Origin of the sequence: Cryocola sp. 340MFSha3.1, from assembly GCF_000383315.1 — a bacterium.
In the GTDB taxonomy this organism is placed as follows: Bacteria; Actinomycetota; Actinomycetes; order Actinomycetales; family Microbacteriaceae; genus Leifsonia.
The window spans coordinates 1,257,306-1,269,321 of record NZ_KB911088.1 but is presented as its reverse complement, the minus strand read 5'-3'; the positions used below and the strand labels follow the sequence as shown (position 1 = coordinate 1,269,321).

Here is a 12,016-nt window from a genome sequence, read left to right as displayed (position 1 = left end):
TCACGGGCCGGGGGCACGTCGGCCGCCGGCACAGTGGATGCGGTGCGCGCCGACCGGCGCCACGGCCGTTCGCGCGCGCTCCGGGTGTCGATCGTGCTCGCCGTGCTCGTCCTCCTCGTCGCGGCCGTCTCCCTGACGCTCGGCGCTGTGGCGGTCTCGCCCGCGGACGTGCTGGCCGCACTGGTCGGCCGCGCCGACCGGCTGACGTCGTTCGTCATCCTCGAGCTGCGGCTGCCGCGGCTGGTCGCGGGCGCCCTGGTCGGCGCGTGCCTCGGGCTCTCCGGTGCGCTCATCCAGTCGGTCGCCCGCAACCCGCTCGCGAGCCCCGACATCATCGGCATCACCGCGGCGGCGAGCGCGACCGGCTCCGTCGCCCTGATCTGGTTCGGGCTCACGGGTCTCGCGCTCTCCGGCATCGTGCTCGCTGGGACGCTCGTCGCCGCCGCGGCCATCTACCTGCTGGCCTGGCGCCGCGGTGTCAGCGGCTACCGCTTCGTGCTGGTCGGGATCGGGATCGCGGCCTTCTGCGCGGGCATCGTCTCGTACGTGCTCACCCGCGCCGACCTCTCCGACGTGCAGCAGGCGCTGGTGTGGATCACCGGGAGCCTCAACTCCGTCGACCCCACCTCGCTGCTGGTGCTCGGCATCGGGACGGTGCTGCTGGTGCCCTGCGCACTGCTGATCGGCCGTCCGCTCGGAGCCCTGTCCCTCGGCGACGACCTCGCCGCCGGGCTCGGTGTGCGGCCGGAGCGCACACGCCTCCTGGTGGTCGCGGTGGCCGTCGCGCTCGCGGCGCTCGCCGTCGCCGTCGCCGGTCCGGTCTCCTTCGTCGCGTTCCTCGCCGCGCCGATCGCCCGGCGGCTGCTGGGCCGCGGGTCGCTCGCGCTCGTCCCGTCGGCGCTGCTCGGCGCGCTCATCCTCGTCGTCTCGGACATCGTCGCCCAGTTCGCGCTCCCCGGCGTCGTGCTGCCGGTCGGCGTGGTCACCGGGATCGTCGGCGCCCCCTACCTGCTCTGGCTGCTCGCCAGGACCAACCGCATCGGCCGTGGAGGCTGACATGACATACGAGACCCCTTCCGCCGTGCCGGAGCTGGCCGCCCGCGATCTGTCGCTCGCCTACGAGGGACGGGTGGTGGTCGACGGACTCGACCTCGACATCCCGGCCGGCCGCGTGACCGCCATCGTCGGGCCGAACGCCTGCGGCAAGTCGACCCTGCTGCGCGGGCTGTCGCGGCTGCTCCCGCCGGCCGCCGGCAGCGTCCTGCTCGACGGCTCCGACATCCACTCGCTGCCGACCAAACAGGTGGCGCAGCGCCTCGGACTGCTGCCCCAGACGCCGACCGCGCCCGACGGCATCACCGTCGCGGACCTGGTCTCGCGCGGCCGGTACCCGCACCAGGGCTGGTTCCGGCGCTGGACGGCCGAGGACGACGAAGCGGTGGCCGAGGCCATGACGGCGACCGGGATCACGGACCTCGCCGACCGTCCGGTGGACGAGCTCTCCGGCGGTCAGCGGCAGCGCGTGTGGATCGCGATGGCGCTCGCCCAGCGCACCGACATCCTGCTGCTGGACGAGCCGACAACCTTCCTCGACCTCAGCCACCAGCTGGATGTGCTCGACCTCCTGCTCGACCTCAACGCCGCCCGTGGCACGACGGTCGTCATGGTGCTGCACGACCTCAACCTGGCCGCGCGGTACGCCGGACACCTCATCGCCATGCGCTCGGGGTCGGTCGTGGCGGCGGGAGACCCGGCCGCAGTGGTCACGGCGGAGCTCGTGCGCGACGTGTTCGGCGTCGAGTCGGTCATCGCCGACGACCCGGTGACCGGGACGCCGCTCGTCGTACCGCTCGGACGGCACCACACGGCGTAGGCCCACTCGGCTAGTGTCGGCGTGACGCGCCGTGCGGCGGCCCCGAGCGAAGGACCACGATGACCGACCTCTCGATCCCGTTTCTCGAGCAGCAGGAGCGGGAGCTCGTCCTGCCGTCGTTCGACCTCGCCGCAGCGTGGCGCCTGGGGAGCCTCATCATCGAGCGCGCGCTCGCGGCCGACGCCGGTGTGGCCGTCGACATCCGGCGCGGAGATCACATCCTGTTCCGCGCCATGCTGCCCGGAACGACGGTCGATCAGCAGGATTGGATCCGCAAGAAGGCGGCCGTCGTGCACCGGTTCGAGGCGAGCAGCGCCCTGGTGGCTCTCCGCCTGGCCGACGTGGATGTGGAGGGTCTCGGCTGGCTCGATGCGCGCGACTACGCGCTCACCGGTGGCTCGTTCCCGATCCGGGTCGCCGGCACCGGCGTCGTCGGAGCGGTCACCGCGTCCGGCCTCACCTCGGAAGAGGACCATCTGCTGGTGACCGACGGTATCCGCGACTACCTGGCTTCGCTCAGCGAGTGAGATAGCGACGGGGTTTAGACGGCCTCCTGCTCGCGGATCTCGTCCTGCAGGTCGCGCAGAGTCGAGCGCAGCGCGCGCTCCGCATCCAGCCCCTGCGCCTTGGCCGACGCGACGATCGCGAGCAGCAGCGGCCCGAGCTCGTCCTCGCTGGCCACCTGCACGCCGCCCGACTCCTGCAGGTCGAGCAGACCGACCTTCTGCGCGCGGCCGAGCAGCTTGTCGGCCAGCGCGAGCGAGGGCATGCCCTGGGGGATGCCGTCGAGCACGCTCGTGCGGCCCGGCTTCTCCTGCTTCTTCAGCTCGTCCCAGAACCCGACCACGTCGTCCGCGGTCTCGGCCCGTCGGGCGTCGGCGGCGGTCCGGTCGCCGAAGACGTGCGGGTGGCGACCGACCATCTTCGCGGTCATGTGAGCGGCGACATCCTGGATGTCGAAGTCCTCCCCCGGCGTGTGCGCCGCGATGTCGGCGTGGAAGAGCACCTGGTACAGCACGTCGCCCAACTCCTCGAGCAGCTCGTCGCGGTCACCGGTCTCGATGGCGTCGATGAGCTCGTAGGTCTCCTCGATCAGGTACTGCACCAGCGACTCGTGGGTCTGGTCGGCGTCCCACGGGCAGCCGCCCGGAGCGCGCAGGCGGGCCATCACGGCGACCAGCTCGTCGAGCTTCGTCGCGGCCTCCGGTACGACCACCGGACCCGCATCCTGACCCACTGCCTCGCCCATGCCGACCTCCTCGCTCTACGATTCATCCATCCTGCCACCGGGTAGAGTCATGAGCGGTGTGCCGGGAAGTCTGGTCGGCGTCGTTTCCGTGACCCCGCATGATTGGTGACCGCATGAGCATCATCCGATCCGAGCGCACCGCCGCCGGACTCCTCCTCGGAGCGGCCGCGCTCGGCCTCCTCCTCGCCAACACGGCCGTCGGCCCCGCGCTGCTCGACGTGCAGCACGCCCACCTCGGCGCCGGTCCGCTCGATCTGAGCGTCGGCCATTGGATCAGCGACGGCCTGCTCGCGATCTTCTTCTTCATCGTCGCGGTCGAGCTCAAGCACGAGCTCGTCGTCGGCGAGCTCAATAGTGTGCAGAAGGCCATCCATCCGGCGATCGCGGCGGTCGCCGGCGTGATCGTGCCTGCGGGGATCTACCTGGCGCTGACCGCGGGCACCGGCGTGTCACAGGGGTGGCCCATCCCGACCGCGACCGACATCGCCTTCGCGCTCGGCGTGCTCGCCGTCTTCGGCCGCGGGCTGCCGAACCGGCTGCGCGTCTTCCTGCTGGCCCTCGCGGTGCTCGACGACCTCATCGCGATCGTCATCATCGCCGTGTTCTTCACCACCGACCCGAACCTGCTGGAGCTGGCGCTCGCCGCCGTCACCGTCGCGGTGTTCGGCGTGCTGAGCCGGATGCTGCGCGGGCGGATGCGCTGGCCGCTCGGTGTCCTCATGGTGCTGCTCGCGCTGCTCACCTGGTGGCTGGTCTACGACTCCGGCGTGCACGCGACCATCGCGGGCGTCGCCCTCGGACTCGTCATGGCGCGCCGGCCCGCCGGGAAGGTCACCCACGCCCTCGAACCGTGGTCGAACGGGCTCATCCTGCCGCTGTTCGCGTTCTCGGCGGCTCTGGTGCCCATCCCCGCCGTGTCGCCGTCGCAGCTGTCGCCGGCGTTCTGGGGCATCCTGGTCGCCCTGCCGGTCGGCAAGCTGATCGGCATCACCCTCGGTGGATGGCTCGGCTCGTTCACGAAGCGCGGCGCCGAACGCGGGCGCATCTCGCTCTTCGGGCTCGTCACCGTCGCCGCGCTCGGCGGGATCGGCTTCACCGTCTCCCTGCTGATGAACGAGCTGGCGTTCGCCGGGTCGGAGGACGTCCGGGCGGAGGGCACGCTGGCCGTGCTGCTCGGGTCGGCGGTCGCGATCGTGGTCTCCGGGTTCCTCGTCAGCGCGCTGGCCCGGCGCAACCGGCGGGAGCACCCGCACCCGGATCCGCGGAAGCGGGCGGAGCCGGAATCACAGGCGGAGCCGTCTGCCTGACCCCGCCGCATCCGTGGGGCGCAACGCGCCGTTATCGCCGCCGCATAGCGGCGTGTTGCGACCCACGGAGGAGCGGGACGGGTCGCGTCAGCTGGCGCGCTCGGCGGCGGCCTGCTCCTTCTCCGGGAACAGCGCCCCCAGCAGGTCGGCCACCCACGTGATCAGGGACGCGTCGTCGAGCGCCTCGCCGTTCACGCGCGGCAGCGGCACGGTCGCGACCTTCGGAGCCGCGTGGTACTTCGACCCCGGGTACATGCGCTGCAGGCGCACCTGCAGCGAGTCAGGCAGCACGGCCGGCGCCAGGCGCAGGTTGGAACCCATCGCCACGACCTCGCCGAGCCCGGCCTTCTGCGCCGCGCGACGCAGCCGCGACACGGCGACGAGGTTGGTGACGGCCTCCGGCGGGGTGCCGTAGCGGTCGGTCAGCTCCTCCAGCACGAGGTCGATCTGGCCGTCCTTCGCCGCGGGCGAGCTCGCGGTCGACAGCTTCTGGTACGCCTCCAGCCGCAGACGCTCGCTGTCGACGTACTCCTCCGGGATGTGCGCATCGACCGGCAGCTCCAGCCGCAGCTCCGTCTGGCCCTCCGCGACCTCGCCGCGGAACGTGGAGACGGCCTCGCCGATCATCCGGAGGTAGAGGTCGAAGCCCACGCCCGCGATGTGACCCGACTGCTCGCCGCCGAGCAGGTTGCCCGCTCCACGGATCTCGAGGTCTTTCAGCGCGACCTGCATGCCGCTGCCGAGGTCGTTGTTCGCTGCGATGGTCGAGAGCCGGTCGTGAGCGGTCTCGCTCAGCGGCTTGTTCTCATCCCACAGGAAGTACGCGTAGGCGCGCTCGCGCCCGCGTCCGACACGACCGCGCAGCTGGTGCAGCTGGCTGAGGCCGTACTTGTCGGCGCGGTCGATGATGATCGTGTTCGCGTTGGCGATGTCGAGGCCGGTCTCGATGATCGTCGTAGAGACCAGCACGTCGAAGCGCCGCTCCCAGAAGTCGACGACGACCTGCTCCAGCGCGTGCTCGTTCATCTTGCCGTGGGCGACGCCGATGCGCGCCTCGGGAACCAGCTCGGCCAGCTTCGCGGCCATGCTCGTGATCGAGCCGACGCGGTTGTGCACGAAGAACACCTGGCCTTCGCGCAGCAGCTCGCGACGGATCGCCGCCGCCACCTGCTTGTCCGAGTACGGGCCGACGAACGTGAGGATGGGGTGCCGGTCCTCCGGCGGCGTCGCGAGCGTCGACATCTCGCGGATGCCGGTGACCGCCATCTCCAGCGTGCGCGGGATGGGCGTCGCGCTCATCGCCAGGATGTCGACGTTGGTCTTCAGCTTCTTCAGCGCGTCCTTGTGCTCGACGCCGAAGCGCTGCTCCTCGTCGATGATGACGAGCCCGAGGTCTTTGAAGCTCACACCGTCGGCCAGGATGCGGTGGGTGCCGATCACCACATCCACCGTGCCGTCGGCCATGCCGCGCAGCGTCTCGCGCGCCTCCTTGTCGGTCTGGAAGCGGCTCAGCTGACGCAGGTGGATGGGGAAGCCCGCGAAGCGCTCCTGGAACGTCTCGGCGTGCTGTTTCACCAGGAGGGTGGTCGGCACGAGCATGGCGACCTGCTTGCCGTCCTGCACCGCCTTGAACGCGGCGCGCACGGCGATCTCGGTCTTGCCGAAGCCGACGTCGCCCGAGATCAGGCGGTCCATCGGGATGGGCCGCTCCATGTCGGCCTTCACCTCGTCGATGGTCTGCAACTGGTCGAGCGTCTCCGCGAACGGGAAGGCCTCCTCCAGCTCGCGCTGCCAGGGGGTGTCCGGAGCGAAGGCGTGGCCCTTGCTCGCTATACGGGCCGAGTACAGCTTGACCAGCTCCACGGCGATGTCGCGCACCGCCCGGCGCGCGCGGCCCTTTGCCGCCGCCCAGTCGCTGCCGCCCATCTTGGACAGCTGCGGCGCCTCGCCGCCGACATAGCGGGTGAGGAGGTCGAGCTGGTCGGTCGGCACGTAGAGCTTGTCGCCCGGGTACCCGCGCTTCGAGGGCGCGTACTCGAGCACGAGGTACTCGCGCTTCGACTTGACCGCATTGCGGCCGCCGCTGGAGACCTCGCGCTGGGTCAGCTCCACGAACTTGCCGATGCCGTGCGTCTCATGCACGACGTAGTCGCCGGGCTTCAGCTGCAGCGGGTCGACGACGTTCTTGCGCCGGGCCGCCAGCTTCTTCACCTGGCGCGAGTCGTACCCGACGGCGCGGCCGTAGAACTCGGCCTCGCTGATCAGGGCGAGCTTGGTCCCCGGTACCTCGAAGCCGTGCTCGGCGGTCGCCTTGACGAGGTAGGCGATGCCGGGCTCCGGGTCGGCCGGGAACTCGTCGACCGGCCGCGCGGGGAGCTCCGACTCGGCCAAGACATCGGCGGCTCGCTCGACCAGCCCGTTGCCGGCCGCGACGATCGCGACGCTCCAGCCGTCGCGCAGGCGCGTGGCGACGTGCTCGACGGCACCGGAGACGTTGCCCTGGAAGCTGGGGACGGCTTCCGCGTCGATGCGCACCTGCAGGTGCTCCTCCAGCTCGCGCTCCTCCGGAAGGACGTCGTTCGCCTGGAAGCCACTCATCGTCCACCACGGGTGGTCGGGGCTCGGGGAGCCCGGGCGGCTGAACTTCACCGAGTCCTTCAGCTGCTGCAGGGTCAGGAAGTCGCCCGCCGCGAGGTCGATCGGAGCGGCCGCGCCGACGGTGGCCGCGCTCCAAGCGGCGGACAGGAACTCGCGGTTCGTCTCCGCCAGGCTCACCGCGCGCGAGGCGACGCGCTCGGGCGACAGCACGGCGACCGCCGCGCCGTCGGGCAGGTAGTGGGTGAGCGGCACCAGACGGTCGACGAGCGCGGGAGCCAGCGACTCCATCCCCTCGACCGGGATGCCCTCGCCGATCTTGGCGAGCATGGCCGACAGGCTCGGGAACTCGTGCTCCATCTCCCGTGCGCGCTGACGCACCGAGTCGCTGAGCAGCAGCTCGCGGCTCGGCGGCAGGCTCACCTCGGCGATCGGCTCGGGCATCGACCGCTGGTCGGCCACCGAGAAGGCGCGGATCGCATCCACCTCGTCGCCGAAGAAGTCGATGCGGTAGGGGTGGTCGGCCGTCGGCGGGAAGACGTCGAGGATGCCGCCGCGGACCGCGAACTCGCCGCGCCGGGTGACCATGTCGACGCGCCCGTAGGCCAGGTCGACCAGCTGCGTCGACAGGCCGCCGAGGTCGAAACCGCGCGCTCCCGCCTGCAGGGCGACGGTGGCGTAGTCGGTGAGGTTGTCGGCGAGCGGCTGCAGCGCGGCACGCACCGACGCGACCAGGATGAACGGGGTGGTGCGGTCGCCCTCGGACCAGTCGGCCAGACGCCGGAGCGCGCTCAGGCGCTTGCCGACGATCTCGGGGCTCGGGCTCAGCCGCTCGTGCGGCAGCGTCTCCCACGCGGGGAACTCGACGATCTCCGCTTCGGGCAGGATGCACGGCAGCGCACCGCGGATCGACTCGGACTCGCGACCGGTGGCCGTGATGAGGAGGATCGCCTGGGACGCGCCCTGCTCGGCCCGGCGACGCAGCAGTCCGGCGAGGAGCGGAGCCCGCAGGCCGTCCGTCAGCGAGAAGTCGGCGTCGCGCGCCGCATAGCCGAGCGCATCGTTGAACGAGGACTCGCGTGAGAGCGCGGCGACCAGACCCTGGAGTATCACTCGGTCAATTCTACGTGGGCCCACCGACAGGTCGAGGGGTGCGGAATGAACGAGCGGTCAGATCCATCCCTCGAGGGCCCGCATGAAGCCGTCGTGGTCGTCGCGGTTGATGACATGGCCGGAACCGGGGACGACGCGCACCTCGTACCCTTCGGAGCGCAGCCGCTCGGCGAGCTCCGGCTTCACGAGCTGCGAGTTGTCGGCCAGCATGACCATCGAGGGCACGCTCATGACCTCGGGAGCGCGCATCGCCGACGGAGTGACCACCACCGGGAGGACGGCCCGGTCGAACGCCTTGAACGTCTCGACCTCGATGGCGACGTCGGCCGGATCCCAGCGCGGGTTGCGCTTCGCGATGCGCGCCGCCGACTGCCGGGCGAGCGTGCGCAGGAAGGCGGGCGCGAGCATCTGCTGGAACCGGTTGGCGGCCGGGCACGAGAACGCGGGGTCGACGTAGATCACGCGCTGCGGGTCGAGCCGCTCGATCGCGAGGCTGACGGTCAGACCGCCGAGCGAGTGGCCCATGACCAGCTCAGGATGCGCCGGCACCGTGTCGACGATGTCCTGCGCCATCAGCTCGGCCGAGTACTCCTCTGCGCGGGGGCTGTGCCCGTGACCGCGGAGGTCGACGGCGATGACGTGGTACCCGCGCTCGGCGAGAACCGGCCCGACCCTGCGCCAGTTGCGCGAGTCCGACATGACCCCGTGGACCAGGATCGCGAGGCGGTCTCCGGTGCCCCACTCGCGCGTGTACAACTCCATGCCGGTCACGGTACGCGTCGCGCCTGGTCCGGGGCAGAGTGTCCGCTACGCTCTGGCTGAGCATCCGCCGTGAGGCGGCCCGAACCCGAGGGGGGAACCGTGACCGACCCGAACCAGCCCGCGTACTACAACTCGTACCCGCCGCCGCCGTCGCCGTACGCGCCGGCCGGGTGGGATGCGCCGCCCGCTCCCCCGCGCTCGCGCGCGCTCGGGATCACGGCGATGTCCATCGCGATCCCGGTCTTCATCCTCTCGGTGATCGCGTCGGTGGTCGTGGGCATGGCCGCGGGTCCGCTCGCGTCGCGCACGTCGTCCAGCTTCTCGTTCAATACGAGCGATCTCACGGCGGATCAGGCGGCGGCGTTCGCCCCCGTCGGCCTCCTCATGGGCGTCCAGATCCTGCTCGGGACGGTGCTGGGCATCCTTGCACTGGTGCTCGGCATCGTGGCGGTCGCGACGAAGCGCGGACGGCCGTTCGGCGTCGTGGCCATCATCGTGGCCGCGGCAGCGCCGATCGTGTCGTTCGCGGTGTACGCGGCAGCGCTGGGGGCGACGCTCCCCACCGCGTGACGGCCGCCGGAAACGGAGGAGGTTCCGGCACGGCACGCCGGTGGGCGCGCGAAAGGGAGGCGTTCGGGCCGGTTGAGCCCGGGATGTCCTCCGTTCGCGGCGGACGGGTCAGCGCGCGTGGAAGCGGTTCTGCGCAGTGGTGAGGCCGTCGGCGGCGATCTGCTCGACCGCATCCGCGGCATCCGCGACGAGGATCGGGAGGTTCTTGCGTTCGGTCGCCGAGAATCCCTTGAGGACGTGGTCGGCTGCAGCCGATGAACCGGGTGGCCGGCCGACGCCGACGCGCACGCGCGTGAAGTCGCCCGTGCCGATCGCGGCGATCACGTCGCGGACGCCGTTGTGGCCGCCGTGCCCGCCGCCGTGCTTGAGCCGGATGGTGTCGAACGGGATGTCGAGCTCGTCGTGCACCACGATCAGGTGCGACGGGTCGAGCGAGTAGAAGCGCAGCAGCTGCGACACCGGCCCGCCGGACACGTTCATGTACGTGTTCGGCTTGGCCAGGACGAAACGCGGGCCGCCGGGGGTCAGCCGACCCTCGGCGACCGTCGCGTTCGTCTTGTGGGTCTTGAAGGTGAGACGGCCGCGCGAGGCGAGCTCGTCGAGCACCATCTGACCCACGTTGTGGCGTGTGGCGGCGTAGCCGGGCCCGGGGTTGCCGAGCCCGACCACGAGCCACGGCCCGTCGGACGGTCCCGTGGACGACGCCTGACGGGTGGATTCCATGGGAGGTGCTTACTCGGCGCTTCCGGCGGCCTCGGCGTCGGCGGCGGCCTCGGCCGCTGCGGTCTCCTCGTCCTCGGCGCGGGCGGAAGCCGGAACCGCGATGTTGACGATGAGGAGGTCCTCGTCCTCGGCCAGGGTCGAGCCCTGCGGGAGGTCGAAGTCCTTCGCGAGGTACTGGGTGCCCTCCGCCGCGTCGGTGACGTCGATGACGATGCGCTCCGGGATGTGGGTCGCCTCGGTCTCGAGGCGGATGGTGCTGACCTCGAGCATGGCGATCGTGCCGGAGTAGGGCTCGCCCTCGATGTGGACGGGGACCTCGACGGTGACCTTCTCGCCGCGGCGGATCAGGATGAGGTCGAGGTGCTCGATGATCTGCGACACCGGGTCCTTCTGCACGTCCTTGACGAGCGCGAGCTCGGCCTTGCCGGCGATGTCGAGGTCGAGGACCGCGTTCGCCTTGCGGAGCAGCAGGCCGACCTGGTGCGCCGGGAGCGTGATGTGGACGGGGTCGGTGCCGTGACCGTAGATGACGGCCGGGATCTTGCCGGCGGCACGGATCTTGCGCGCCGCACCCTTGCCGAAGCTCTCGCGCAGCTCTGCTGCGACCTTGTTGGACTCGTCTGCCATGGTGTCTCCTCGCCGGACGGGGTCCGGCAGTCGGGCGAGCCGCGAGGCCCGCAGTGTGGTTGTTGTTCGACTCGAACGCATCGAAGTGCGCGAGGAAAGACTGCGTAGCCTGCTCCACCGCGTCGATCACGGATGCTGGGGGCAGCATCCCTCGCCGAAGTTCAGTTGCCGAGTCTACCCGATGGGGATAAGCTAAGCGCGCTTATTAGTTTATCGATCGGAGACCACCATGTGGACCACTCAGTACGGCGACGTGACGACGGCCCCCGCCTCCGCGGTCTGGTCGGCGCTGCGCGACCTGCACAGCGGAACGCCGCTGGGGCCGGAGAGCGACCGCTTCGAGCTGCACGGCCCCTTCGCGGTCGGGACGGCCATCACCGTCACCCCGCAAGGGCAGGACGCCATGACCTCCGAGATCGTGGAGCTCGTGCCCGAGCGCGTCTACGCGGACCGCACCGCGTTCGGCGGCCTGACCCTCACCTTCCGGCACACGATCGCGCCCCAGGCGGACGGCCGGACGGCGGTGACGCACACCCTGGAGATCGACGGCGATGGCGCCGACGCGGTCGGCCCGGAGCTCGGCCCGCGGATCGCCGGCGACTTCCCCGTGGCGATGGCCGAGCTGCTCCACGCGGCCGAGACCCGCACGGCGGCCCGTGCCTGACGGCGGCCTCGGCAGCCGGTTCCCTGTCGCCGCGCAGAGCCCCGGCCTCCTGCTCTGGCGGGTCACCAACCGCTGGCAGGCGGCGATGCGCGCAGCCCTCGCCCCGCACGAGCTGACGCACGTGCAGTACGTGCTGCTCGCCTCCCTCACCTGGCTGAGCGATCGGGAGCCGGAGCGACTGGTGACGCAGGCCGACCTGGCCGGCTTCGCCGCGACGGATCCGATGATGACCTCGCAGGTCGTCCGCACGCTCGAACGCGCGGGGCTGGTCGAGCGGCTGCCGCATCCCACCGACGGGCGTGCGCGCGTGCTCCGCCCGACGGCGGAGGGTGTCGCGGCGGCACGCGGAGCGACGGCGGACGTCGAGGCCGCCGACGCGGCGTTCTTCGCCCCGGTCGATGCGGCCGCGTTCGCGAGCCGGCTGGCCGTCCTCGCGACGCCGCCGGAGCCGGACTGACCGCCGCACGCATCCGTGGGTCGCAACACGCCGTTATGGCCCGGCCATAACGGCGTGTTGCGACCCACAGAGGTAG

The 12,016-nt window shown here is 71.3% G+C and carries 12 protein-coding genes; 7 read left to right on the top strand and 5 right to left on the bottom strand.

Going from position 1 to position 12,016, the window contains the following annotated elements:
* Positions 1 to 42: 42 nt before the first annotated feature.
* Genes H284_RS0117140 through H284_RS0117130 form a run of 3 tightly spaced genes read left to right on the top strand, consistent with a single transcriptional unit; the run spans position 43 to position 2,400 of the window.
* Positions 43 to 1,056, top strand: a complete 1,014-nt coding sequence (locus tag H284_RS0117140; RefSeq protein WP_020077194.1) for an iron chelate uptake ABC transporter family permease subunit — start codon at positions 43 to 45, stop codon at positions 1,054 to 1,056.
* Position 1,057: 1 nt separating this feature from the next.
* A complete protein-coding gene (locus tag H284_RS0117135) occupies positions 1,058 to 1,873 on the top strand; it encodes an ABC transporter ATP-binding protein (RefSeq protein WP_020077193.1) in 816 nt (271 codons plus the stop codon).
* Positions 1,874 to 1,932: 59 nt separating this feature from the next.
* Entirely contained in the window at positions 1,933 to 2,400 is a 468-nt protein-coding gene (locus tag H284_RS0117130) for a heme-degrading domain-containing protein (RefSeq protein WP_020077192.1), read from the top strand.
* Positions 2,401 to 2,414: 14 nt separating this feature from the next.
* Here H284_RS0117130 and H284_RS0117125 read toward each other — a convergent pair whose 3' ends face one another.
* On the bottom strand, positions 2,415 to 3,122 hold the full coding sequence (locus tag H284_RS0117125) for a nucleoside triphosphate pyrophosphohydrolase (protein WP_018191599.1): 708 nt from the start codon (positions 3,120 to 3,122) through the stop codon (positions 2,415 to 2,417).
* Between the two features lie 113 nt (positions 3,123 to 3,235).
* On the opposite strand from H284_RS0117125, the gene nhaA reads away from it, so the two are divergent.
* A complete protein-coding gene (nhaA, locus tag H284_RS0117120) occupies positions 3,236 to 4,429 on the top strand; it encodes a Na+/H+ antiporter NhaA (RefSeq protein ID WP_020077191.1) in 1,194 nt (397 codons plus the stop codon).
* An 87-nt stretch (positions 4,430 to 4,516) separates the two neighbouring features.
* Here the strand turns inward: nhaA and mfd are convergent, their stop codons facing one another.
* Together mfd and H284_RS0117110 are read right to left on the bottom strand one after the other, a co-directional pair.
* Positions 4,517 to 8,137, bottom strand: coding sequence for a transcription-repair coupling factor (mfd, locus tag H284_RS0117115; protein ID WP_020077190.1), 3,621 nt, complete (start codon positions 8,135 to 8,137; stop codon positions 4,517 to 4,519).
* Between the two features lie 57 nt (positions 8,138 to 8,194).
* The gene (locus H284_RS0117110) at positions 8,195 to 8,899 is read right to left on the bottom strand and encodes an alpha/beta fold hydrolase (RefSeq protein WP_020077189.1); all 705 of its coding nucleotides are present in this window, start codon (positions 8,897 to 8,899) and stop codon (positions 8,195 to 8,197) included.
* A gap of 99 nt (positions 8,900 to 8,998) precedes the next feature.
* On the opposite strand from H284_RS0117110, the gene H284_RS0117105 reads away from it, so the two are divergent.
* A complete protein-coding gene (locus H284_RS0117105; protein ID WP_020077188.1) occupies positions 8,999 to 9,469 on the top strand; it encodes a hypothetical protein in 471 nt (156 codons plus the stop codon).
* A gap of 108 nt (positions 9,470 to 9,577) precedes the next feature.
* On the opposite strand, the gene pth is transcribed toward H284_RS0117105, so the two are convergent.
* Both pth and H284_RS0117095 read right to left on the bottom strand, forming a co-directional pair.
* Positions 9,578 to 10,192, bottom strand: coding sequence for an aminoacyl-tRNA hydrolase (pth, locus tag H284_RS0117100; RefSeq protein WP_020077187.1), 615 nt, complete (start codon positions 10,190 to 10,192; stop codon positions 9,578 to 9,580).
* Between the two features lie 9 nt (positions 10,193 to 10,201).
* On the bottom strand, positions 10,202 to 10,819 hold the full coding sequence (locus H284_RS0117095; protein ID WP_018191605.1) for a 50S ribosomal protein L25/general stress protein Ctc: 618 nt from the start codon (positions 10,817 to 10,819) through the stop codon (positions 10,202 to 10,204).
* Between the two features lie 229 nt (positions 10,820 to 11,048).
* Here H284_RS0117095 and H284_RS0117090 point away from each other — a divergent pair, with 229 nt between their 5' ends.
* Together H284_RS0117090 and H284_RS0117085 are read left to right on the top strand one after the other, a co-directional pair.
* Complete coding sequence (locus tag H284_RS0117090; RefSeq protein WP_020077186.1) at positions 11,049 to 11,483, top strand: SRPBCC family protein; 435 nt, start codon at positions 11,049 to 11,051, stop codon at positions 11,481 to 11,483.
* Entirely contained in the window at positions 11,476 to 11,940 is a 465-nt protein-coding gene (locus tag H284_RS0117085) for a MarR family winged helix-turn-helix transcriptional regulator (protein ID WP_020077185.1), read from the top strand. The genes H284_RS0117090 and H284_RS0117085 overlap by 8 nt, the downstream gene beginning before the upstream one ends.
* Positions 11,941 to 12,016: the final 76 nt, after the last annotated feature.